This is a genomic window from Lacibacter sp. MH-610, from assembly GCF_045780045.1.
Lineage (GTDB): Bacteria > Bacteroidota > Bacteroidia > Chitinophagales > Chitinophagaceae > Lacibacter.
Genome location: NZ_CP116002.1, coordinates 3,832,721 through 3,857,969, shown reverse-complemented (window position 1 = coordinate 3,857,969; position 25,249 = coordinate 3,832,721). Strand labels below are relative to the sequence as shown.

At 40.6% G+C, this 25,249-nt stretch carries 20 protein-coding genes; 10 read left to right on the top strand and 10 right to left on the bottom strand.

Translation table 11 applies throughout. From position 1 onward, the window contains the following. Window positions 1-9: 9 nt before the first annotated feature. Entirely contained in the window at window positions 10-1,119 is a 1,110-nt protein-coding gene (locus tag PDL71_RS17565; RefSeq protein WP_407523625.1) for a PA0069 family radical SAM protein, read from the bottom strand. A 100-nt stretch (window positions 1,120-1,219) separates the two neighbouring features. Next, window positions 1,220-1,843: a 2'-5' RNA ligase family protein gene (locus tag PDL71_RS17560; RefSeq protein WP_407523623.1), complete on the bottom strand. Its 624-nt coding sequence runs from the start codon at window positions 1,841-1,843 to the stop codon at window positions 1,220-1,222. A gap of 191 nt (window positions 1,844-2,034) precedes the next feature. Between PDL71_RS17560 and PDL71_RS17555 the strand changes: the two genes are divergently transcribed. Genes PDL71_RS17555 through PDL71_RS17540 form a run of 4 tightly spaced genes read left to right on the top strand, consistent with a single transcriptional unit; the run spans window position 2,035 to window position 5,006 of the window. Next, the gene (locus PDL71_RS17555) at window positions 2,035-2,469 is read left to right on the top strand and encodes a LexA family protein (RefSeq protein ID WP_407523621.1); all 435 of its coding nucleotides are present in this window, start codon (window positions 2,035-2,037) and stop codon (window positions 2,467-2,469) included. Between the two features lie 6 nt (window positions 2,470-2,475). Next, window positions 2,476-3,759 (top strand): Y-family DNA polymerase, encoded by a 1,284-nt coding sequence (locus tag PDL71_RS17550; RefSeq protein ID WP_407523619.1) that lies wholly within the window; start codon window positions 2,476-2,478, stop codon window positions 3,757-3,759. A 6-nt stretch (window positions 3,760-3,765) separates the two neighbouring features. Beyond that, window positions 3,766-4,281, top strand: a complete 516-nt coding sequence (locus tag PDL71_RS17545; RefSeq protein WP_407523617.1) for a hypothetical protein — start codon at window positions 3,766-3,768, stop codon at window positions 4,279-4,281. Next, window positions 4,278-5,006 carry an SOS response-associated peptidase gene (locus PDL71_RS17540; protein ID WP_407523615.1) on the top strand — a complete coding sequence of 243 codons (729 nt, stop codon included), beginning with the start codon at window positions 4,278-4,280 and terminating at the stop codon, window positions 5,004-5,006. Before PDL71_RS17545 ends, PDL71_RS17540 begins: the two co-directional genes overlap by 4 nt. Window positions 5,007-5,181: 175 nt before the next feature. Here the strand turns inward: PDL71_RS17540 and PDL71_RS17535 are convergent, their stop codons facing one another. Both PDL71_RS17535 and PDL71_RS17530 read right to left on the bottom strand, forming a co-directional pair. Beyond that, complete coding sequence (locus tag PDL71_RS17535; RefSeq protein ID WP_407523613.1) at window positions 5,182-7,788, bottom strand: MGH1-like glycoside hydrolase domain-containing protein; 2,607 nt, start codon at window positions 7,786-7,788, stop codon at window positions 5,182-5,184. A gap of 85 nt (window positions 7,789-7,873) precedes the next feature. After that, entirely contained in the window at window positions 7,874-8,689 is an 816-nt protein-coding gene (locus PDL71_RS17530; RefSeq protein WP_407523611.1) for an N-acetylmuramoyl-L-alanine amidase, read from the bottom strand. Window positions 8,690-8,878: 189 nt separating this feature from the next. Here PDL71_RS17530 and PDL71_RS17525 point away from each other — a divergent pair, with 189 nt between their 5' ends. Then, entirely contained in the window at window positions 8,879-9,463 is a 585-nt protein-coding gene (locus tag PDL71_RS17525; protein WP_407523609.1) for a WG repeat-containing protein, read from the top strand. Window positions 9,464-9,530: 67 nt separating this feature from the next. Here the strand turns inward: PDL71_RS17525 and PDL71_RS17520 are convergent, their stop codons facing one another. From PDL71_RS17520 to PDL71_RS17495, 6 genes are all read right to left on the bottom strand, one after another. Continuing rightward, window positions 9,531-10,145, bottom strand: coding sequence for a hypothetical protein (locus tag PDL71_RS17520; protein ID WP_407523607.1), 615 nt, complete (start codon window positions 10,143-10,145; stop codon window positions 9,531-9,533). Window positions 10,146-10,240: 95 nt separating this feature from the next. After that, entirely contained in the window at window positions 10,241-13,600 is a 3,360-nt protein-coding gene (locus tag PDL71_RS17515) for a methylmalonyl-CoA mutase family protein (protein ID WP_407523605.1), read from the bottom strand. A 120-nt stretch (window positions 13,601-13,720) separates the two neighbouring features. Continuing rightward, window positions 13,721-15,157 carry a RagB/SusD family nutrient uptake outer membrane protein gene (locus tag PDL71_RS17510; protein WP_407523603.1) on the bottom strand — a complete coding sequence of 479 codons (1,437 nt, stop codon included), beginning with the start codon at window positions 15,155-15,157 and terminating at the stop codon, window positions 13,721-13,723. 30 nt (window positions 15,158-15,187) lie between these two features. Next, window positions 15,188-16,651 (bottom strand): SusC/RagA family TonB-linked outer membrane protein, encoded by a 1,464-nt coding sequence (locus PDL71_RS17505; RefSeq protein ID WP_407523601.1) that lies wholly within the window; start codon window positions 16,649-16,651, stop codon window positions 15,188-15,190. A gap of 40 nt (window positions 16,652-16,691) precedes the next feature. Beyond that, the gene (locus tag PDL71_RS17500; protein ID WP_407523599.1) at window positions 16,692-18,275 is read right to left on the bottom strand and encodes a SusC/RagA family TonB-linked outer membrane protein; all 1,584 of its coding nucleotides are present in this window, start codon (window positions 18,273-18,275) and stop codon (window positions 16,692-16,694) included. Window positions 18,276-18,459: 184 nt separating this feature from the next. Beyond that, window positions 18,460-19,152: a zinc metallopeptidase gene (locus PDL71_RS17495; protein ID WP_407523597.1), complete on the bottom strand. Its 693-nt coding sequence runs from the start codon at window positions 19,150-19,152 to the stop codon at window positions 18,460-18,462. Between the two features lie 496 nt (window positions 19,153-19,648). Here PDL71_RS17495 and radA point away from each other — a divergent pair, with 496 nt between their 5' ends. The 5 genes from radA (at window position 19,649) to PDL71_RS17470 (ending at window position 25,113) form a co-directional block, all read left to right on the top strand. Then, window positions 19,649-21,040 carry a DNA repair protein RadA gene (radA, locus tag PDL71_RS17490; protein ID WP_407523595.1) on the top strand — a complete coding sequence of 464 codons (1,392 nt, stop codon included), beginning with the start codon at window positions 19,649-19,651 and terminating at the stop codon, window positions 21,038-21,040. 35 nt (window positions 21,041-21,075) lie between these two features. Beyond that, on the top strand, window positions 21,076-21,777 hold the full coding sequence (locus tag PDL71_RS17485) for a ComF family protein (RefSeq protein ID WP_407523593.1): 702 nt from the start codon (window positions 21,076-21,078) through the stop codon (window positions 21,775-21,777). Between the two features lie 55 nt (window positions 21,778-21,832). Beyond that, complete coding sequence (locus PDL71_RS17480; RefSeq protein WP_407523591.1) at window positions 21,833-23,227, top strand: choice-of-anchor Q domain-containing protein; 1,395 nt, start codon at window positions 21,833-21,835, stop codon at window positions 23,225-23,227. Between the two features lie 87 nt (window positions 23,228-23,314). Next, the gene (locus tag PDL71_RS17475; RefSeq protein ID WP_407523589.1) at window positions 23,315-23,854 is read left to right on the top strand and encodes a glutathione peroxidase; all 540 of its coding nucleotides are present in this window, start codon (window positions 23,315-23,317) and stop codon (window positions 23,852-23,854) included. 77 nt (window positions 23,855-23,931) lie between these two features. Further along, a complete protein-coding gene (locus PDL71_RS17470) occupies window positions 23,932-25,113 on the top strand; it encodes an ATP-binding protein (protein WP_407523585.1) in 1,182 nt (393 codons plus the stop codon). Window positions 25,114-25,249: the final 136 nt, after the last annotated feature.

The following is a 25,249-nucleotide window of genomic DNA, read 5'->3' as shown; positions in this document are numbered from 1 at the left end:
CATCGAATATCAAAACAAACTCCCCTGCTGCCCAGGTCTTCTGAATTTTGTTCTGTCTAAACTCCACTCTTCAGCATTCATGCCATACAGCTTTCCATATTTTTTATACTGCTGTGCAACCAGTTGTGCAATCGGTCCTTCGCCTCGCATACGTACACCCCAGCGGGTATCGTTTACTTTACCGTCATGACTGTGTTCAATATGATGCCACACTTTATCGGCACGGTCAGGAAAATTTTTGTATAACCAATCATGAAATAAAAACTTGATGGCACCATTTAACCGAATGAACGTATAAGCAGTGAAAGTGGCACCGTTGTCCCTGGCAGCATTCATGATGCGTTGCATTTCATGATCGTTCAATCCGGGAATCATGGGGCCCATCATAATACCCATGCGTACACCGGCACTGCTCAGTTCATTAATCACTTTTAATTTTTGTTTGGCTGTAACGGTGCGTGGTTCCATCACTCTTCGTAAATCTTCATTGAAAGAGGTAATAGATACCATTGCCGAAACAATATTCTTTTTTCCCATTTCCTGCAACACATCTTTGTCTTTAATGATCCACGCATTTTTAGTGAGGATGCCTACAGGCTGATTGAATTCATTACATACTTCCAGCAGTCCTCTTGTTAAACGAAACTGTTGTTCGGCCGGTTGATAACAATCCGTATTACCACTGAGCATGATGGGTGTGGCATCCCATTTGGGGTGCATTAAAAATTTGCGAAGTAGTTGTGGTGCGTTTTTCTTTACCAGTATTTTTTGTTCAAAGTCCATACCCGCACTGTAGCCCCAGTACTCATGCACATTGCGTGCATAGCAATAGATGCAACCATGTTCACATCCTGCATAAGGATTCATGCTGTAACTCATGCCCACATCCGGACTTTCTACTTTGTTTACAATTGTTTTTGAAAAGGTTTCAATGTATTGCGTTTTAAGTTCTGTTTCCTGCCACTCATCAATGGCTTCAATATGTTCTTTTGTTGTTTCATCTTTTAAAAATTTGTTCTTGGTATTGAACTGTGCACCACGACCGGCATGATATGGCTGTGATTCATCTGTTTCTTTGGGTTTTACTTTATAATGATCTTGCTGCAATTTTTCTGACATGGCTTTTACCACAGAGGAGTTAAAGGTTTTCACAGAGGGCACAAAGAACCCTCTGTGTTCTTTGTATTATACTTTGTGTACTCTGTGCTTTTAAATAAGTTTAGCTAAATAAATCTCCCTGTTTTGTAGTAACTGCTAAATTCTGAAACTCCAAACGCTGTATAATTTGATACCTGTTTTCACCCAGCGGACGTTTTAACAATAACATACCTTCGGCAATAAATCGTCCCGTAAAATATTTATGACTGTACTCCAACCATCCTTTTTCATATTGCCAGGGTTGCAATTTTCTGGCAACAGGTATATGTGGTTCTAAAATAAAATGCGGCTTATTATCATCATTGAGTTTCATCAATCTTTGTGATTCTGTGCGTATGGTTTTTACCAGTGATTGTACAGGCAGCTTGCTTACTACATTTATATAGATTGTGTGCGATGGAAAACTGCCGTAATCTTTCAGCTCCACTTTAATGGGATGAAACCCCATAGCAATCATCTTTAAACGGTTGAGCAACCGCTCTTCCATTAATTCATATTGCAAAAAATTTACAAGTGTGATGTGAGGCTTGGTCCACTTTGCATGATCTGCTTTGTATTTTTCGGCAAAGGTTTCTTTTTCTTTTACAATACGATTCCATAATTCTTCATGCGGACTTAATACGAGCAGGTACTCATAAATTCTGTAACCGGGAATGGTGGCGGTTTTGACTGATTGTAATTGCATAACCCATCTTTAAATGATTAATAAATTTTTTGCAGCAGTTGTACTGCTGCTGATGGGTTTGAAGAAGTATCAGAAAATTTTTTCGGAGATGTTTGTACTACGAATGTACTAAAAGTTTTAGTTTTACAAAACTTTCTTACAAACCCATCAAACTTATTTTTTCATGGCCTTGAGCCGTTAAATGTTTCATTATGGATGGGGAACAATTTTTTGGTGCTGCTTACCGTGGCAGTAAACAGTTTACACAACAGGAAGTAAAAACCGCCAATGCTACAGGTTTTGGCGCCGCTGCAGATGATTATATGGAGCGGGGTATTGATTTAAATGAACAACTCATTAAAAACAAACCGGCTACGTTTTTCTTTCGCATGAAAGGGGATGCTATGACGGAGGCAGGCATTTTTGACGGTGATATTTTAATTGTAGACCGATCGCTCAAATTACAAAACGGAAAAGTAGTAGTAGCCGTATTAAATGGGGAGTTGTTGGTAAGAAGGTTTCATAAAAATTTTTCATCAGCATTTTTAATTGCAGAAAACCAGCGGTATAAAAATATTAATGTAGCCGAGTTTAATGATTTCAGAATCTGGGGTGTGGTGGTGCACTCAATTCATTCATTTGAATAAGCAGGTATGAAGGCGATAGTTGATTGCAATAATTTTTATTGTTCCTGTGAGCGTTTATTCAAACCGTATTTGGATAATAAACCTGTTGTTGTGCTCAGCAATAATGACGGCTGTATTATTTCAAGAAGTGATGAAGCAAAAGTATTGGGTGTGGAAATGGCGGGGCCTTACTTCAAAGCCAGGCCATTGATTCAAAAACATGGAGTAGCGGTGTTTTCCAGCAACTATAATTTATACGGCGATTTAAGCTGGCGGGTAATGGAAACATTACGCACTCTTGTTGGTAAACAACATGTAGAAGTGTATTCAGTAGATGAAGCATTTCTGGACCTGAGCATTTTTCCGCCGGAAGAACTACAGTCGCTTGCAGTGCAGATACGGGAAACAGTAGAACAGTGGACAGGCATTAAAGTATCAGTAGGTGTAGCACCCACAAAAGTATTATCCAAAGTTGCCAACCGGCTGGCTAAAAAAAATAAACAAAAAACTAATTGCGTAGTGGTGCTGGATACCAAAGAGAAAATAGAAAAAGCCTTAGCAGCTACTCCTGTAGGAGATGTATGGGGCGTGGGCGGACGTTACGCTTATAAGCTCAAAGAACAATGGTTTATTACCGATGCATTACAGTTAAGCAAAATGAGTGAAGAGTTTGCCCATACGCACCTGGGCGGTGTAGTAGGAGCAAGACTTATTCGTGAGTTAAACAGTATTCCTTCCAGGGAAATGGAAGACGAACTCGTAACCAAAAAAATGATCGCTACCACAAGAATGTTTGGCAGCCCTGTTGATAACATCCATGATATTAAAGAGGCCGTTGCTACCTATACGTCCAGGGCTGCTGAAAAATTGAGAAGACAACAAAGTGCTGCAAGCATCATCAGTGTGTTTGTGGTAACAAAAGAGGAGAACCATAACGCAAGCTTTCATCATGGTGTTACGCACAGCAGGTATGCTACATTACCTGCTGCCACTTCTCTTACCAATGAATTAATTAAACCGGCAGTATCATTGGTTGACCAGTTGTTTCAACCGGGAACGGTTTATAAAAAAGCGGGTGTGATGTTAAGCGGATTGGTGCCGGATGCCTCGATACAGGGAAATCTGTTTGCAGCTCCCGCCAATAACTGCGGCCGCAAATTGATGGCGATGATTGATAATGTCAACTTCAGCCAGCGGAATGATGTGTTGAAATTTGCTGCCAGCGGTACTTCACGTGACTGGAAGATGCGGCAGGAGCTAAGAAGCCCACGCTATACTACAAGATGGGAGGAATTGTATGTTGTAAAATAATGAACTATGCAAAATCCATTTGCATTATTAACGGTTGAACTGATGGAAGCTATGCTCAAAGAACCCAAACTCTTTGTGCGGGAACTGTATGCAAGAGGAAAGAGGAGTGCAACGGGTGACCAAACGATTCCACTGCTGTTTACATATTACAATAAGGAGCGTGATATGGAACGGCATCGTGCCGACTATCATTATGCACAGTTGAAAAAAGACAACTATGCATTTTTGTATGATAGTGAAAACCCGGAACATAGAGAGCGGCTATTAAAAGCAGCCGCTCAACCACTCCCTTATCAATGCTATGTGAATTTATTAATGAAAAAATGGAACCCGCCATTATCTTTAAGAAGACAGCTAAATACTTATATGCTTAATAATTTTAAAGATTGGAACAATCATAAAACAAACATTCAATTAAAAGACCGTTTTGGAAAATTGTTCCTGATCGTAAGTTGGGAGATGAACAGAGTTGAGATACCTTTAGAGGAAATTGAAAATTTTACGCCATGTGTTATGACATGAGTTACTTTTCGTCCATTAAACTCATAACTGAATTTATTCAAATAGATCAAATTCCTGAATTTGATTTTACACCTACTTATCACCAGGTAGCACAAAGCTGGCATCCGTTTCCGGTAGTGATTTTTGAAGATGGCGCAACCAAACTCAAATACTTTGAGTGGGGATTGATTGCTGATTATATGAACACGCCTGATAAAATCAAACAATACCGCAGCAGCATGGCCAATGCACGCAGTGAAAAAATATTGGATGATCAACGTAGTGTGTGGCATCGCCTCCGCAAACAACGATGTCTTGTATTTACAACCGGTTTTTTTGAACACCGTGAAGTGGGTTGGAAAAAGAAACTCCCGTATTTCATCAAGATAAAAAATACGGAAGTGTTTTGTTTTGCAGGCCTGTACAATTATTCTCCGTTACCTGTTAGGGAAACAGGTGAACTGATCGGCACATTCACCATTATTACAAGACCAGCGAACGCACTCATGAAAAAAATTCATAATCACGGACCAAACAGTGAGCGTATGCCACTGATACTCACTAAAGCTTTGGCACAGCAATGGCTCCATCCGCAGTTAACAGATGAACAGATGAGAAGTATTCTTGCTTTTGAACTTCCTGAAAAGGAAATAGAGGTATGGCCGGTAAATACTATACGTACAAGGAAAGCAGATGATGAACGTGTGATGGATGCTTTACCAAAGGAATCGTTACCCGGTTTGTGAGGTGTGTTCAATCAAAGTCAGAAAATTCATCCTTGAAAATCCAAAATCTTATTTTGGATTTTCAAGGATGGGTTTCAAATAAATATTACTTCTTGATAGAAAGCTGCATATTCATGAAGTACAATTCGCTTTCAGAAACTCTTCCAAACTCCATACTGGTAAAATAAAATTGAATTTACAACTCCTGCAGTAAATGAGCAATCAGGGCCGTCCATCCTGTTTGGTGATTCGCACCTAAGCCTTTACCGGTATCTCCATGGAAATATTCATAAAACAAAACAAGATGACGGTTATGCGGTTGCTTGTAAAACCAGTTGTACTTTTCATAACAGCGGCGCTCATCCAGTTCATCTAAATAAAACAGGTCAAACACCCGTTTCGTAAGTTCATCTGCTACCTGCTCCAGCGTTAAAATATTACCGGAACGTTTGGGATATTCTACCTGTAAACTGTCTCCATAAAATTTTCCAAACTGCCGGATGGATTGAATGATTAAAAAGTTCAACGGCATCCACACAGGTCCACGCCAGTTACTGTTTCCGCCAAACATATCACTGGTACTGTCACCGGGGTCATACTTGATGGAATAGGTATGGCCTTCTATTTCTACAGAGTAGGGTTTCTTTTCATGATGTTTTGATAAGGCCCTGATACCACCTTCTGATAAAAATTCATTCTCATCCAGCAATCGTTGCAAAATGGCAATTAATTTTTCCCTTGGCACAATGGATAACAGAATTTCTTCACTGTCGCTGCGCTCTTCATTGGGCCAGTAGCGTTTGTTGCTTTTGCGGTAGTTTTCAAACCAGTTGATCCGTTTCTTAAAATCTTTCAAACGACCGAGTATAGTTCGGTTGATGGTTGATACCGCATATAAACTGGTTAAACCCACAGCTGATTGAATGCGAAGGGGAATATGTGAACCATCGTGCAAACAAAGCACGTCATAATAAAACTTGTCTTCTTCATTCCACGTATGTTGCTCGTTTAATGCTTCTGCAATCAGAACGAAGTGCTCAAAGAAGCGTGTGGCTGTATCTTCAAACGCATCATCATGCATGGCAATTTCAAGAGCAATATCCATCATGTTCAAGGCATACATACCCATCCATGCGGTACCATCAGCCTGCTCCAGGTCATGATTGCCGGGTATATGATGACTGCGGTTAAACACACCGATATTATCAAGACCTAAGAACCCGCCCTGGAATAAATTATTGCCGTTTTCATCTTTGCGGTTGATCCACCAGGTAAAGTTGATGATGAGTTTTTGAAAAATGCGTTTTAAGAATTGTATATCACCTTTACCTGTTTGTTTTTTTTCTGTTTGATATACATACCAGGCAGCCATGGCATGTACAGGTGGATTCACATCTCCAAAATTCCATTCGTAAGCAGGCAGCTGACCATCCGGTTTCATATACCACTCCCGCATAATAAGCAGCAGCTGATGTTTAGCAAATACAGGATCCAACGATGCCATGCCAATGCAATGAAAGGCAAGATCCCATGCTGCATACCATGGATATTCCCATTTATCAGGCATGAGAATGATATCTGCATTCTTTAAATGTTTCCAGTCATGATTACGGCCGGATTTTTTACCATCATTTACCGGGGTAATACCATCACTGTTGGTGAGCCATTTTTCTACATCAAATCCATAATACTGTTTGCTCCAGAGTAAGCCTGCATACGCTTGGCGGGAAATATTTTTTTGTTCCGGTGAAAGTTTTGTAGGTATAATCGTATTGTAAAATTCATCTGCTTCCTGTTTGCGTTGTTTAAAAATATTTTCAATGCCTTCGGGAAAGGGATTGTCAATATAGGCATTCACCAAACGGCAATACAATGTTTTAGTTTCGTGCGCTTTAAAATGCAGTTTATATACAGGCGCACATTTTGTTCCGCTCTTTTTCTCCCGGAGTTTTTTACGGTTACTGTTATGAATAATGGCATCATGAAAGGCATCTTTCACAAAAATGGAATCATTCGGCGTGCCGTCTAATTTCTCTTTATTGGTTTCATTTTCTGTAAACAGCAGATCATCTGATTCAGAAAAGTAAAAATAATAATCACCCAGCCGGTGATGCCATGCATGTACACACTGCTCATTCACCCACTCAATCACAGGTTTTATTTCTTTTTCATTGCGGCTCCATTTATTCATAAACCAAAGGGTAGGCAGCAACGTAAGATCAGCAACACGATGATACCGGTTAGTAACATCAATCCTGATTACAATATCATTGGAATTGTACTTGGCGTAAGTTACCTGTACATCGAAATAGTGGTTGTTCTTAAAAACCGGTGTATCTAAAATCTCAAATTCAGGTTCATGCTTGGAACGTTTGCGGTTTTCATCGTACAGTTTTTTATATGGAAAAGCAAGTTGCGGGTATTTGTACAAATACTCCATGTAATAATGCGTAGGTACGTTATCCAGGTAGTAGTACAGTTCCTTCACATCTTCACCATGGTTGCCCTGGTAATTACCAACGCCAAATAAACGCTCTTTCAGGATGTCATCTTTCCCATTCCACATGGCAATAGAAAAACATAAATTCTGAAAATAGTCCGAGATGCCGGCAATTCCATCTTCTCCCCACAAATAGGAACGAAAATGTGAATGTTCAAATGGGAAGTAGCCCCATGCATCACCGTAAGGCCCGTAATCTTCTCTTACAGTGCCCCATTGCCGTTCACTTAAATAAGGGCCCCATTTTTCGAGTGGAACCTGTTTATGTTTGTTTTCCTGTAAACGCTGATGTTCTGCTGTCATATCACATACATTCATTACTTAAAACGCAGATGCAAAGGCATCTTTACCAACTTATTTAAATGGAAACAATCGCAGAGAGATAAAGTTACAGGTATTTTTTGTAGAGCTGGTACAATACTTTTTGTGCCGGCTCAGTCATTCCCTTGGTAGTATCCTGTAAAAAATGTTGTTTGAAGCGTACAATAGCGGCACTCGTATCTTTTATATCATAACCTACTAAACGGATAGCAGTTACATAATCAAAATTTACAGGCACCTGTACATTGGTTGTATCGCTCCACCATAAGCCGAAGCCTTTTTCACTTAATGTTTTCCAGGGGAACCGCCAGTTAGGATCGTTCTTGCGGGTAGGAGCAATATCGCCATGACCAATAAAATGCGAAGCCGGAATATTGAATGACTTTTTTAATCGTTCAAGCAGTACGATTAAACTGTTCAGTTGTCGCTCATCAAACTGTTCAAAACCATTATTGTCAAGCTCAATGCCAATACTGCTGCTGTTGATATCAACTGCTCCGCCCCATTTGCTCACTCCTGCATGATGTGCCCGTAGGTAATCGTTGAGCATGTGAAATACAGAACCATCCCTGCATATCACATAATGAGCACTTACCTGTGTGCGTGGCAGTGTAAATGTTTTTAAAGTCTGATCGCAGCTATTTTGCGCTGTATGATGAATGATGACATAACTGGGCTTACGCATCGAGAAGTTGGTAGTACCTACAAAACCGGATGCAAAATTTAAACCTGCCGAATCGGTCAACGGATATGCACGGAGGAGTTTTGCAAAACGCTTTGATTGTTGTTTATAGTCACGGTTGGTGGCTTTATACGGCGAGATGGTACAGCCACTGATAACCAGTAACAAAAAGGTTAAACATACAAATCCGAACGACTTCATGTATTGGGTTTTGCGGCAAGATAAAAAATCATTCCATGTTGCGTATTCTTTTCTGCCAATAATCATTTCACCCGCTGCTGCCTGTCATAAAACAGGGAGATATCTGCAATTAACTTACCATGGAAAATGAAGGAGGCCGACGTGTGAAATTCAACGATATTCTTTTGTTAACTGCATAAAATATTTGCTATGAAACGATCTTTCTTATTACTGTTGCCGCTGCTGATAGCCGGTAATAGTTTTGGCCAGGCATGGACCAAACAATATGATTATGTGGATGATTGTATTTGCGGTTTAGCCAAAGTGAGTAAGAATAATAAATTTGGTTATGTTAATGCCAAAGGTGAATTAAAAGTTCCGCTTATTTATGATGAAGCTATGAGTTTTAATGAAGGTCGGGCGCCCGTAAGATTAGATACTAAATGGGGTTATTTAGACAGTACAGGAAAAGTAGTGATTGAGCCAATGTTTGATGAAGCCGGTTCGTTTCGTGATAGCCTGGCACCGGTAAGAAAGAACGGGCACTTTGGTTATATAGATTATAGTTATAAGGTTGTTATTCCGTTTCAATATGAAATGGCCCGTGGTTTTTCTGAAGGCTTAGCTCCCGTGGCTAACTCCAAAGGATTATGGGGTTATATTGATAGGAAAGGACATATGGCACTGAACTATAAATATAATTTTGCCGATTTATTTACAGAAGGGAAAGCCCGGGTTATGTTAAACGGCAACATGATTATGATTGATAAAAAAGGTAATGAAGTAAAAGAGTAGTGCTCGTTTCAGTGAAAATAAAAATGGTCGCTCAGTAAGAGCGACCATTATACTATTATGCATGTTCTTAATAGTTGTAGTTGACTTCCTTGCCTGCATTATCAACAAAGAAATAATTGGCTACTCCGTTAATGATTTCTTTAAAACGAAAAAGATGACGGTTCTTTTCAGGTAACTCTACTTTTATCACTTCTTCGTTTTGTTGCGTTTGAGGTCTTCTCTTAAAAATTTCTTCTAAAATATTGCGTGGTACTTCCTGCCTGGGAACTGGTGTTCTTGTATCTCTTCTGTCGCCATTTGCATGATAAACGGCAGTGGATGTGAATACGCCGTTACGGAACGTAGCCGTCCAATCGCCACGGTATTTACTCCAGGTTACATTCTGTACATTAGGATAATCCCTGGAAAATGCTTCTCTCACTTTCGCAGGTTGATTCTTTGAGGGCTTGGGGCCATCACCTTCATTCTTATATGTTCCTTCCCAAATTTTTTGGTCATGTTCCTTTTGCTCTTTATTTCCTTTAGCATCATTGTTGTTTTTGCCCTTGCCTTTGGAGTTGGCATCCGCACTTTGTTCCTGGTTTTGCTTGTTTTTTCCTTTTTCTTTATTTCCGCTTTTTCCCTGGGCGGCCACTCCCAAACTGATAACAAAAGCTGTAAAAATGAGAACAAACTGTTTCATGTGTGTTTCAATTTTATGATTTAAAGATGAATGATGGGGTAACTACAGTTGCATCATTCAAGGATTGGTATCAACCAGTCAATTCCCGTGCCATTTTACATATTTCTTCGGTACTGTCCACCTACTTCGTACAAAGCATGGGTTACCTGTCCCAGTGAACAATACTTCACTGTTTCCATGAGCTCTTCAAACAAGTTGCCGTTATTGATGGCTGCCTGTTTTAAACGCTGCAAAGCCTGATCACTTTTACCTTCATTCCTTTTCCAGAATGCCTGCAGGTTATTGATCTGTTGTTGCTTTTCCTCATCCGTACTGCGTATAACTTCCTGCGGCAGAATGGTAGGGCTTCCGTTTTTATTGAGGAATGTGTTTACACCTATCAACGGTAACTCACCGGTATGTTTCAGGTGTTCATAATGCAGACTCTCTTCCTGAATTTTATTACGCTGGTACATGCGTTCCATAGCACCTAATACACCACCTCTTTCAGTGATGCGATCAAACTCAGACAACACAGCTTCTTCTACCAGGTCGGTTAATTCTTCAATTGCAAAACTCCCTTGTGTAACGTTTTCAATTTTAGCACTTCCTAATTCACGGTTGATGATGAGCTGGATAGCCATGGCTCTTCTTACACTTTCTTCTGTAGGCGTAGTGATAGCTTCATCATACGCATTGGTGTGAAGCGAATTACAATTATCATAAATGGCATACAAAGCCTGCAGCGTGGTACGGATATCGTTGAAATCAATTTCTTGTGCATGCAAACTGCGTCCACTTGTTTGAATATGATACTTCAACATCTGGCTGCGTTTGTTGGCCTTGTATTTATACTTCATGGCTTTGGCCCAGATTCTCCTGGCTACTCTTCCTATCACACTGTATTCAGGGTCCATACCATTGCTGAAGAAAAAGGAAAGGTTAGGGGCAAAATCATCAATATTCATTCCACGGCTGAGATAATACTCAACATAGGTAAATCCATTGGCCAATGTAAATGCCAATTGTGTAATTGGATTAGCGCCTGCTTCTGCAATATGATAACCGCTGATGGATACGGAATAAAAATTCCGTACCTGGTTGTTGATGAAATATTCCTGTACATCACCCATGAGCTTCAGTGCAAACTCTGTAGAGAAAATACAGGTGTTTTGAGCCTGGTCTTCTTTTAAGATATCTGCCTGCACCGTACCACGAACCTGTTGCAATGCAGCTTGTTTACATTGCTCATAAATTTCCTTTGGCAACACTTCATCACCACTTAAACCTAATAACTTCAAACCAAGACCATTGTTCCCTTCGGGTAACGCATCAGGGGCTAACGGATTATAATATTTTGGTTGTTGTGTGTTACTATATTTTTTTTGAAACGCTTCCTTCACCATCTCCCATTGGCCATTCGCTTCAATCCATTTTTCACACTGCTGATCTATGGCTGCATTCATAAAAAATGCCAGCAGCATGGGAGCAGGTCCGTTGATGGTCATGGATACAGATGTCTTGGGATCACACAAATCAAAACCACTGTACAGTTTTTTGGCATCATCAACTGTAGCAATACTTACACCGCTGTTTCCTACTTTGCCATAAATATCCGGACGGTAAGCAGGATCTTCTCCATATAAAGTAACACTATCAAAAGCAGTTGATAAACGTTTAGCCGGTTGGTCCACACTTACATAGTGAAAGCGTTTGTTGGTACGTTCCGGTCCGCCTTCGCCGGCAAACATTCTTGTTGGATCTTCGCCTTCACGTTTTAATGGAAACACACCGCTTGTAAATGGAAAATGACCCGGAAAATTTTCCTGAGCCTGCCAGCGAAGTAAATCACCCCAATCTTTAAACTTGGGTAATACCACTTTTGGAATACGTGTGCCGCTTAAGCTGGTGGAATACATTTCCTGCTGAATTACTTTATCACGCACTTTGTACTCGTAATAATCTTTTTGATAGGCTTTTATTTTTTCCGGCCAGTTGTTAATGAGTTTGCGTGCTACGGGTGTGAGTTGCTCGTTAAAGAAGGTGATTTGCTTTTGCAGTTCATCTATAACCGCTGAAGGGGCTTTAGCCGCCGTCAGGGTTTCAACTGCACCATGTAACTGGTATAACTTACTTGCAAGCGAACATTGTTCTTTAGTCAACTGATCATAGCCACGGTTATTCTCAGCAATTTCACTTAAATATCTTGTTCTGTTTGATGGAATGATGGCTTGTGAAACTTTTGCTGTTTCTGAAAACGAAAAATCACCAAAGCGGTTGCCTGTTTTCTTTTCAATGGTTTTGATGAGCAGTTCAAACAAATGATTCACACCATCATCATTGAATTTACTCGCCATGGTGCCAACAATGGGCAACTCGTTATCTTTTGCGGTAAACAGTTGATGGTTGCGTTTGTATTGCTTGCGTACATCAGCCAATGCATCTAAGGCCCCGGCTTTATCAAATTTGTTGATGGCAATTACATCAGCATAGTCCAGCATATTAATCTTTTCCAGTTGTGATGCGGCGCCGTACTCCGGCGTCATCACATACATACTCACATCACAATAATCAAGAATGCTGGCATCACTTTGCCCCACACCTGCGCTTTCTAAAATGATGAAGTCAAAAGCGGCGACTTTACAAATATCAATGGCTTCCTGTACAGCTGCACTTAATGCTGTATTATCATCACGTGTGGCGAGTGAGCGCATATAAGCACGGGGGTGGGAGATGGCGTTCATACGGATACGATCGCCCAGCAAAGCACCGCCTGTTTTTTTCTTACTTGGATCAACGGATATGACAGCGATGGTTTTATCTGTGAAGTTGTTGAGGAAACGACGGACGATTTCATCAGTAACCGATGATTTACCGGCGCCGCCTGTACCCGTTATACCAAGAACCGGAATGGTTGTTGCGGCCAACTTAGAACTGTCAACTGTCAACTTATTTCCATTCTCCGCATTGGTGATTTGCCGTGCAATTTTCCGCACATCTTTTACTTCTTCCAGTTTTAATGCACTTTTATACTCACCGGTTCCGTTGAGAGAAACATCGCATTGTTTGATCACATCTTCAATCATTCCTTCCAGGCCCATCTTACGTCCATCATCAGGCGAATAAATACGGGTGATGCCATAGTGATGCAGTTCTTCAATTTCATCCGGAAGAATAGTGCCGCCGCCACCGCCAAATATTTTAATATGACCGCAACCGTTTTCTTCCAGCAGGTCTTTCATGTATTTGAAAAATTCCACATGCCCGCCCTGGTAACTGGTAATGGCGATGCCCTGTGCATCTTCTTCAATGGCACATTCCACAATTTCTTTTACGCTGCGGTTATGACCGAGATGGATAATTTCCGCTCCTTTGCTCTGCATAATACGCCGCATGATGTTGATGGCTGCATCATGACCATCAAATAAGGAAGCTGCTGTAACAATACGTACTTTATTTTTTGGAGTATAGCTCATAATTGACAAATCTGTAAGCGCTAACAATTGTTCGGCAAAAGTAATTAATTCAGGGCGAAGGTGTAATAGCAAAAAACCCCGGCCATTTGGCCAGGGTTTAATAAAATCAAACATTATTAATTAATAACCTGGGTTTTGAACAAGGTTCTTGTTTACATCCATTTCCCTTTGTGGGATTGGCATTACAAGACGAGGACTGTTCCATGCCGGGCCATTAGCTCCTGTAGAGCCAGGCATTGCCTGACGGTTACGTTTTCTATCATGCAGAAAATGTCCTTCAAATGCTAATTCAAGATCACGCTCTCTTAAAATTTGAGCAAGTGTAGGAGGAGCAGCAAGATTTGGAAGGCCGGCTCTGTTACGAATCCGGTTTACATCTTCTTCAGGAGTTGCACCTACTGTAGTACCCAATCTGAAATTTGCTTCTGCTCTTGTCAGATACATTTCAGCTAAACGGATAACAGGCACATGACCAAAACGATCCAGGTGCTTTTGTGTTAACCTGCGGTTTGTAACAATAAAGAAATTTCTGCGTGCATCACCAGCTTCATGCAGGTTTAACCATGCAGTTTGAATATCAATATCGCCACGACCTGCAGTTCCTTGAATAGAGCCTACCGTTTGTCCATAATAAGTATTTAAACCGTTTGTACCATCCTGATTCGTAATCCGGATATAGAATACGTATTCTCTGGGAGCTACGCCACCAAAATTGATATAGTTATACCATAAATTATTAAAAGGAGCTGCCAGTGAGTGTTGAGGGTTTGCACCTCCTGTACTGCCCGCAATTACTGCGTTTGCCATATCTCTTGCAGTTGTAAAATCTTCCTGCATTAAAGCAATACGAGATAATTGAGCCATCGCAGCCCATCTTGAAGCAAAGAAACCGTTTGAAGCGGGTAATAAAGTAGATGCTCTTTGTAAATCAGCCTTTGCCTGTGCATAAATAGCTGCAACAGTAGCCCTAGGCGGATAATTTTCGGGAGTTAATTTACTTTCTTCAAATGGTGTTGATTTCAGAACTAAGGGAACTGCAAGATTGGTATTGTTATCACCATCACCCCAAGGTCTACCGTAAAGACGAGCCAGTTCAAAATATAAAGAACCTCTGATGAATAAAGCTTCACCTTCAATTCTGTCTTTGGTGGCTTGAGTATTTGCAAGTTTCAAATTCTCTAATACAAGATTACAGGTGTTAATGGTGCTGTAAGAGCTTGACCAAAGTGTACTTGCCCATCCATTATCAACCAATATTACATTACTTGTAGTAGTAATGCTGGCAATCTGCAACAGGCCATTGAAAGTACCCCTAAAGCGCTGATACAATCTGTTTGACCATAAATCGGCCATAAGTTGTATATCACCACCATACGAAGCAGTACTTTGGATACCATTATAAGCGCCTATAAGCACCCCTTTTAAATCACTCTCTGTAGTTAATGCCTTTTCAGGTGGTAAGCTTTGAAAGGGCACTACATCAAGTCGCTTTTTACAACCTGCTATTGTAAGCAGCATTGCAGCTACGAATGTTATTTTAAAAAGTTTATGTTTCATATTCATGATCATTTTAGATGTGGTTATAAATTAGAAACCTACGTTGATACCGAACAAAATAGTGCGGGGTTGCGGAGGCGTATAAAAATCATTACCCTTAGCAATGTTCGAATCAAAGGAGTCAGCATTTACTTCAGGATCCCACAGAGGATAATTGTTGGTCCAGGTAAACAAGTTCATAGCTGAAACATAAACCCTCATACGTTCAATTTTAACTTTACTCAAAATTGATTGCGGGAGGTTATAACCTAAGTTAACAGTACGCAAACGAACGAAAGAGCCATCAACAATAAAACGGCTGCTGCGCTGGTTACCATTACCAAACCAGTAACGGGCTTGTGGTACATTCGTAATGTCGCCGGGCTTTTGCCAGCGTTTCATTTGATCTGCTGTTTGGTTGTCTTCGTAAATCATGTTAGCCATAGAGTATTGACCCATTCCGTAAACACTCACATCATTGCCAAATACACCGTTAAAGAATACGGATAAATCAAATCCTTTGTAAGAGAAGGTATTGGTAACACCGGCAATAAAATCAGGATTAGGATCACCTACTACCACACGTTGTGCCTGGTTGTATTGAGAGTTACTGAGAATAGTGCGGTCAAGTGTACCATCAGTTTTCTTTGTGTTGAGGTAAAACTGTGCATCACCATTTTGCGGATTTACACCTGCATACTCAACAGTGAAAAATACGCCCAAAGGCTGACCTTCCATAGCACGATTTAAGTTACCTACACCACCTTCAATAACCTGTCCGTTAATGTTCAGGATTTTATTTTCGTTAGTAGAGAAGTTTAATGAAGTACTCCACTTAAACTTACCTACGAGGTTCTGGGTGTTTAATACAAATTCAAAACCTTTGTTTTCCATACGACCGAGGTTTTTAACCACTGAACCAAAACCTGTAGAAGTAGGAATATTAACATTCAGGAGCAGGTCTTCTGAATTACGAACGTAGTAGTCAATCTCACCATTCAAACGATTGTTGAATAAGCCGAAATCCAATCCGATATCAAACTGCTTGTTGGTTTCCCATTGCAGGTTAGGATTACCAATTTGTGAAGGAGCCTGTCCACCAAAATTGGTATAGTTAGCACTTCCGGTAAACAAACCTAATTGAGGAAAGTTTCCGATTTCAGCATTACCTACAATACCGTAACTCGCTCTTAATTTCAGGAAGCTGAGAGGTTTAATACCGCTCATGAATTTTTCTTCAGAGAGTACCCAACCGGCAGAAACAGCCGGGAAAAAACCGTACCTGTTATTGGTACCGAAACGTGAAGATCCATCAATACGACCACTTAAAGAAACGAGGTATTTATCAGCAAACTTATAGTTGGTACGCAGGAAATAAGAAAGGAAACGGAAGTTTGATTCAGAAGAGCTACCACCTGATACAGTTGCTGCACTGGCAATACGCTGGTAAGAATCAGAAGGGAAATCCAAACCTTCTACAAAGTTGAACGTTGAGCGGGACTGTTGGTATTGCATACCAAGTGTTGCTGCTATATCATGTACTTTGCCGAATGTTTTAGTATAGTTGAAAATAGTTATTGGTATTATAGTTGGTTACAAATGTTGCCCTATTTGTACCCAAACCTCTTCCTGCTCTTGTTTGATTACGTACGGTTTGAGACTGGAAATAACTTTCTTCCTGTTGATTTAATAAATCAAATCCAAAATCAGACTGGAAGATCAAACCGGGTAAGAGTTTAATTGTAGCATAACCATTGCTGAATGTGCGGAATGATTCCTGAAGATACTTTGCATAATCAACTGTGATTTGCGGATTGTAATACATAGGAATATTTACATCACCGGGAGGAGTACCTGCAGGAAGACCCGTATTAGGATCTTTAGAAGGAGTCATTGGCATCAATGCCACACTTTGCAATGGATTGGAAAATGCGTTATCATCAGGCAACCTTCTGTTCAAGGTGCGGGCAACATTCATGGTTAAACCGAGATTCAACCAATTATTAGCTTTATGATCAAGGTTTAATCTTCCTGTAACACGATCAAGGTTGTTACCAATGATAATACCGCTTTGGTCTAAGTATTGACCGGAGATGAAGAACTTGGTTTTATCATTACCACCGCTCATTTGCAAATCAGCCTGGCGGTATTGTCCTTTCTGGAAAACTACATCCTGCCACTCGTATGTTTTGTTAGGATCTGTATCCCACTGTCCGTAACTGAAATAACTCATCCAGTCTCTTGCATAAGTAGTTTCGCTTCCGGGATCATTATAGGGAGTGCCGAATTGATCGTCAATGTATTTTGCGCCTTCCAATAATAACTCAGCATATTGCTGAGAGTTCAGGAAAGGTACACGGCGTGTTGATTCAGAATAACCTGTTTGTACGTTTAATGAAACATTTGTTTTTCCTGACTTACCTTTCTTAGTAGTTATAAGTACTACACCATTTGCTGCACGAGAACCGAAGATGGCACCTGCAGAGGCGTCTTTTAAAATTTCAATTGTTTCAATATCGTTGGGGTTCAGATCTGCAAGCGGGTTGGTAGCACCACCATAGTTACTTTGACTGTTGGTTGTAATAGGTACACCATCCACAACATATAATGGCTGGTTACCTGCACTGATAGATGAGTTACCACGTACACGTACAGAAACCGCCTGACCTAATTTACCGGATTGGCTGTTAACATAAACACCTGCTGCACGGCCTTGTAAAGCGGCATCAACGGTAGGCGTAGGCATATTTTCAATGTCCTTACCTTTTACCCTTGCAATGTTACCTGTAACATCTCTTTTAATTTGAGAACCAAAACCGGTAATAATTACTTCATTCAGATTCTTTGTACCGGCAACCATCGAAACATTGATGGATCCACCGGTAACAGTGTATTCAGTTTCTTCAAAACCAACATAACTGAATACAAGTGTAGCCCTACCTCCGGTAAAGCTTACTTTGAATACACCTGCAGCATCGGTTAATGCAACTGTAGATGTTCCTTTTACTTTGATAGTTACACCGGCTAATGGAGATCCGTCTCTGGAATCAGTAACCTTTCCGGTTACTTCTTTTGACTGAGCCCAAAGCTGTGTAATGCCTGTAAGCAGGCAAAAAACCAGCATCAGAATTTTTCTCATAAACGATTAATTTAAGGTTCAAATATAACTGTTAAAGTTTTTTTAACAGATTAAAAAAGACAGTAAATACCTTTTGTGTGCTGCTTTTATGCAAATTGTTCGTGAATCTATTTTTTAGGGGCCTGAATGTTCAACAAAACAAAATGCCGCTCTGCGGCGGCTTTAGTCTGCAAATTATGTATACTTAGTCTCTTCTGCTCATATAGATTAAGATGTACTGTACCAAGGTAACTATAGAAGCTAATGCGGCCACCACATAAGTCATAGCAGCCCACTTTAAGGCATCTTTAGCGCCCTCATGTTCCTGGCCGTTGGTAATATTAGTATGGTTGAGCCATGCGAGGGCCCGGTTACTGGCATCAAACTCCACCGGCAGGGTGATAACTGAAAAAAGCGTGCTGGCTGCAAAAAGCATTATGCCTATCAATAAAACGGTGTGGTTTCCTCCTCCAAAGCCTAAAATACCTACCCCGATGGCGAGAATCCACTGGGATAAGGTGGTGCTTACCTGTACCACCGGTACCAACCTTGAACGAAGCATAAGCCATTGATATGCAGTAGCGTGCTGTACTGCATGGCCACACTCATGAGCCGCCACAGCCGCCGCTGCTATGGAACTGCTGTTGAACACATCGGGGCTCAGGTTGACCGTTTTATTTACCGGGTTATAGTGATCGCTTAAAAAACCGTCCACAGAAACCACCTTCACGTCATAAATTCCGTTTTCCTTCAGCATTTTTTCGGCCACCTGTTTACCGGTTAGCCCGCTGAAAAGAGGGTGTTGAGAGTACTGTTTGAACTTACTTTTAAGCCTGTATTGAACTAAAAAGCCAATCCCCATAAATAGGAGGGATACTAATAAAATTCCTGGTGTCATGTACCTGTATTTTTGATTACAAATTAACCATCAAATTCGTTTCCAAACACAAAAAATGACAAATTTTGAAGGGCTTTAACGGTTGCTAAGTCTTTTTGTCAGAGGCAGTTACGTTTATGATTCGCCGTAAGCAACCATCGAATTTATACCAACCAATCAAAATTGTATTAATAATTGAAAACCAATAGTTTATGAGGTTTATTTCAGTCGGGTATGCCTGTTTTAGGCTGTTTGCCTTTGATCAAATATTTATGCACAGGGCCGAAAAATAATTTTGAAATGTGCCCGCAAGTTGTAATTTAGCAATAGAATTTAATGGGTTAGTAAGTACAAAGGGTCGAAAGCAATTTCGGCCCTTTTACTTTTTGAAAAGCGCATCTTTTTTTCCTGCAATTTTTCTCTTCATCTGCTTCGTTTCAAAAAATTTGTAACAAAAAATAATTGAAGGCATTGAAATTTTTTGATGCACTTTTATGCAGTTGATGTAATAAAAAATATGAGTAAAGTTAAAACAGCATTTTTCTGCAGTAACTGCGGGTACGAATCAACCAAATGGATCGGAAGATGTCCGAGTTGTAATGAATGGAACACATTTGTAGAAGAACTCATTACAAAAGATAAGAGCGATGTAAAAAAACAAATGTGGAGAGATGAACTGCAGGCAGGTGAAAGCAAAACCATTTCTTTAGGTGAAGTAAAAAGCAGCGAAGAAAAAAGAATACTTACAAATGATGCTGAATTAAACAGAGTGCTTGGTGGCGGCATTGTGCCCGGCAGTATTGTTTTAATAGCCGGTGAACCGGGTATTGGTAAATCCACTTTGTTTTTGCAAAGCGGCTTACAATTGAAAGGCGTAACAACTTTATATGTGAGTGGCGAAGAAAGTGAACAGCAAATTAAAATGCGTGCTGATCGTTTGCAGATGCAGAATGAAGATTTCTATTTACTTACAGAAACATCTACCAATATCATCTTTAATGAAGTTAAAAAACTGAAACCCGACTTAGTGATCATTGATTCTATTCAAACACTTCAGACACCATACATAGAATCAGGTCCGGGCAGTATATCGCAAATAAGAGAGAGTGCTGCTGAACTGCAACGCTTTGCTAAAGAAACCAACACACCTGTTTTTTTAATTGGTCATATTACAAAAGACGGAAGTATTGCAGGTCCCAAGATATTAGAACATATGGTAGATGCTGTACTGCAGTTTGAAGGCGACCGTCATTATACTTACCGCATCTTACGTACAATGAAGAACCGTTTTGGTTCTACAAGCGAACTTGGTATTTATGAAATGACAGAAGCTGGTATGCGTCCTGTAAGTAACCCCAGCGAAATACTCATTACACAAAAGGAAGATATACTCAGCGGTATTGCCATTGCAGCAACCATGGAAGGCATGCGTCCATTACTGATTGAAGTGCAGGCCCTGGTAACACAAAGTGTTTATGGTACACCGCAACGAACCGTTAGTGGTTTTGATTTACGCAGGTTGCAGTTGCTGTTGGCGGTGTTAGAAAAAAGAGGAGGTTTTCATTTTGGAATGAAGGATGTGTTTTTAAATATTGCCGGTGGTTTAAAGGTAGAAGACCCTTCTATTGACCTGGCGGTGTTGTGTGCCCTGCTTTCCAGTTATGATGATATGCCGCTGAATCCTCAAATCTGTTTTGCAGGTGAAGTGGGTTTAAGTGGTGAAATAAGAGCTGTAAACCGGATTGATCAACGCATTGCAGAAGCTGAAAAACTCGGCTTTGAAAAAATCATTATCAGCAAGTACAACCTCGGGCATAAGAATGATAAAGCAGCCCGGCAGAAATACAATATTGAAGTGGTAACCATGGGTAAAGTGGAAGAATTGTACCAGTATTTGTTTCAGGGTTGATTGCTTTTGAGTTGATTCTTTTCTAACTTTCATGCATGATCAACGCCCGTAAATGGTTTAATGATTTTGCCCATTTATTTTTTCCGCATCATTGTGCAGGTTGTGGCAGTGACCTGGTGGAAGCCCACCAACACATCTGTCATCAATGCTATACTTCATTACCCGAAACTTATTTTGCGCCACATCATAATAATCCCATTGAAAAAATATTCTATGGCAGGGTGCCTGTGAGTGAAGCAATGGCGGCTTACTACTTCAGCAAACAATCCGTACTGCAGCAACTTATACATACACTTAAATACAGAAACAACCAGGAAGTGGGTTTGCAATTAGGCAGATGGATGGGCGGCCTGCTTAAAAGCAGCGGAAGATTTACAAACATTGATGCACTCATTCCATTACCCTTATTCCCCGAAAAAGAAAAAAGACGTGGTTATAACCAGGCAACCGTTTTATGCAATGGCATTGCTGAAGTAATTAATATTCCTGTTGTAAACGATTTTGTATTGCGTAAGCGTTATACTGATACTCAAACAAAAAAAGGGCGGATTGAAAGGTGGAAAAATGTAGATGGCAGTTTTGTTGTAAACGATTCAGCAATAGTAAAACCTGAGTATGTTTTATTAGTAGATGATGTAATTACAACCGGTGCTACTTTAGAAGCCTGCGGAACAGCAATAGTTGAAAGTGGCGCCAAACTGAGCATTGCGGTATTGGCCTGGGCAAGCGATGAGTGATGCTTTAACAATAAAAAATAATTCATATACAATCCACTTCTTATTTTTACGCCCGGTGAAACTACTCAACCTCATACTGCTTATCTCCTTCGTTTTGTTTGCTGTGAGTTCCTGCAAAAAAGAATCTTTTAATACCAGCCGTGAAGCAAGATTGGATATAGGAAGGGATAGCTTATTATTTGATACTGTATTTACAACTGCCGGATCCGTTACACAGTATTTTCTCATCCGTAATGAAAACAGACAATCCATCCGTATTGATAATATTCAATTAATGGGAGGAACCGGTTCTGCTTTTAAGATGAACGTAGATGGATCGCAGGGTGCACAATTCAGCAATATTGAATTAGCCGGCAACGACAGTATGTATGTTTTTGTAAGAGTAAATGTAAATCCTACTGCCGCTAATCAACCCTTTGTAATAAAAGACAGTATCCGTATTCAATGGAACGGAAATACAGAACATAAGCAATTGGAAGCGTGGGGTCAAAATGCTAATTACATACGGAGTACCATCTTCCAGGGAAACATTACATGGACAAAAGATAAACCTTATGTGATCCTTGGCGGTATGATTGTAGATACCAATGCTACACTCACTGTTCAGTCGGGTACAAGAATTCATTTGAATGCCGATGCACCTTTTATTGTTGATGGTACACTCATCATCAATGGCACCAAAACAGATAGTGTAGTGTTTAGAAGTAATCGTTTGGATGAACCTTATAAAGATTACCCAGGGGCATGGCCCGGCATTTATTTCCGTGGCAGCAGCAAGGATAATGTGCTTACCTATACTTATATCAAAAATTCTTACCAGGGTGTTGTAGCGGAAAAACCATCCGGCAATGCCAATCCAAAGTTGATACTTAATAATTGCTATATCGATAATGTGTTTGATATTGGTGTGCTCGGTATCAATTCCAGTATTACGGCTAATAACTGTCTCATCAGTAACTGCGGCAATAATATTACGCTTGTGTACGGTGGTACTTACAACTTTACGCATGTTACGGCTGCCTCTTACTCCAATCTCTTTGTTACACACAAGAACCCGGTATTGGTGGCTACTAATTTTGTAAAACAGGGCAACCAGATTCTAACTTCACCTTTAAATGCGGTTTTTACCAACTGTATTATTTGGGGCGATGAAGGTTTTGTAGATAACGAAGTAGTAACGGATAAACAAGGTACTGACGCATTGAATCTTACATTCAACAATGTATTATACAGGGCCAAGGCAGATCCTGCCAATACAACATTGAGCAATAGTATTAAAAATCAACTGCCGCAATTTGACAGTATTGATGTAAGCAGACGGTTCTACAACTTTCAGCTTAAAGCCGGTTCACCCGCTATCAATAAAGGAATTGTAACCCCCCTTGTTACAGATATCAACGGAAGGTCCCGGATAGGCCTGCCTGATCTAGGATGTTATGAGCGGCAGTAAACCATTTCGGCTTTTTTTGCATCTGTTTCTTTTCACCGAACTTTGAACAATCAAAAACTTCAAACGTTTATTTTAAAACTTATTGATATGAAGCGTTTATTATTTGCAGCAATTGCTCTGCTCTTTTTATCCTTTACAGTCAAAACTTCTACAAAGTTGCCCAGTGTGCATCAGTTCAAAATTGAAGGACTGGAAGGCGGCACCATTGATTTTAAAAAGTACAAAGGCAAAAAAATACTCATCGTTAATACCGCTTCTAAATGTGGTTACACACCACAGTATGAAGAGTTGCAGGCCCTGTATGAAAAATACAAAGACAAACTGGTAGTAATTGGTGTACCGGCCAACAACTTCGGTGGGCAGGAACCCGGCACCAATGCAGAGATCAAAGCTTTTTGCAGCGGTACTTACAAAGTAACCTTTCCCATGACCACCAAAGTGAGTGTGAAAGGTGATGATATGTGTGAACTCTACCAATGGCTCACCAACAAAGCCAAAAACGGTGTACTGGATGCCGAAGTAAAATGGAACTTCAATAAGTTTTTATTGAATGAAAATGGAGAACTCATTGCTTATTTCCCGAGCAAGGTGAAGCCGATGAGTGAAGAGATTACCGGCAAACTATAAATTTCTCTTTCTGTATTTGAAAGCAGAGGCAATCGCTTCTGCTTTTTTATTTTCTGCAAATCCTATCTTCGCCCTTCATGCAATTCTCAGCGATCATAGGCCAGCAATCAACCATTGAACAGTTGAAAGAAATGGTGGATAACAACCGCCTCAGCCATGCTATTCTTATGATAGCCAAAGAAGGAGCCGGTGGTTTGCCCCTGGCACTGGCTTTCAGCAATTATGTAGTGAGCCGGAGCGAACAACAAAAGCCCGCAGCTGCACCGGTGATGGGTTTGTTTGGTGAAGAAGTGGCACCGGCAGCTGTTTCATCACATGGTGCAGAACTGGCCGCTCAATACATTCATCCTGATATTCATTACAGCTATCCCGTTATTCCTCGCAAGAGTGGTGATAAACCCATCAGTACAGATTACATCAACGAATGGCGGGAGTTCATCAAACAATATCCCTACGGCAATGTGTATGATTGGTTGCAATTCATCGGTGCAGAAAACAAGCAGGGCAATATCACCGCATCCGAGTGTGCCGATATCATCCGCAAGCTCAATCTCAAAAGTTTTGAAAGCGAATACAAAATATTGGTATTGTGGATGCCTGAGTATTTGGGCAATGAAGGCAACAAACTGCTGAAGTTAATTGAAGAACCGCCTGCCAACACATTGTTCATCCTGGTAGCCGAAAATGAAAGTTTGGTATTGCCTACCATAGTGAGTCGTTGCCAAACTGTTCGTATACCGCCCATCGAAATCAATGAGGTGGCACAAGCGCTGCAGCAAAGAGCTAAACTGAGTGCTGAACAAGCCAACCAGATTGCCGGTGTGAGCGAAGGCAATTACCGGGAAGCCCTCCAACTCATTCAGCATGCGGAGGAAGATTGGCAGAGTTTGTTAAGAGAATGGCTCAATTCGGTGCTAAGAACCGGTCCGGTGGCGCAGGTAAAATGGGTGGAAACCGTAAGTGCCCTGGGTCGGGAAAAGCAAAAACAATTTCTCCGCTACTTTACCCATTTGCTTGAGCAAAGCATTCGACTCCGCACTATGGGCGAGGATAATCTGCCGCTCACGGGCACAGAAAAAGATTTTGCAGTTCGCTTAAATAAAATGTGCGATGTCAGTCGCATACAGGCTATTACGCAGGAACTGGACAAGGCGGCCTACTACATTGAACGCAATGCCAACGCCAAGCTGCTCTTTATGGCCCTTACCATCAAGCTGTATCATATTATTGCCAACGGGGCGGTGATTGAGGTTCAATAGAGCTGTCCTCCCGAACGAAGTGGTGGATCTGCTCAGCGTTTGTACATAGCCTAACAGATTTCTCCTTCGTCGAAATGACAAAACGCCTTTAATTCCTTATTTTTGATGAATTGACCTTGAACGGATTAGCGAAAAA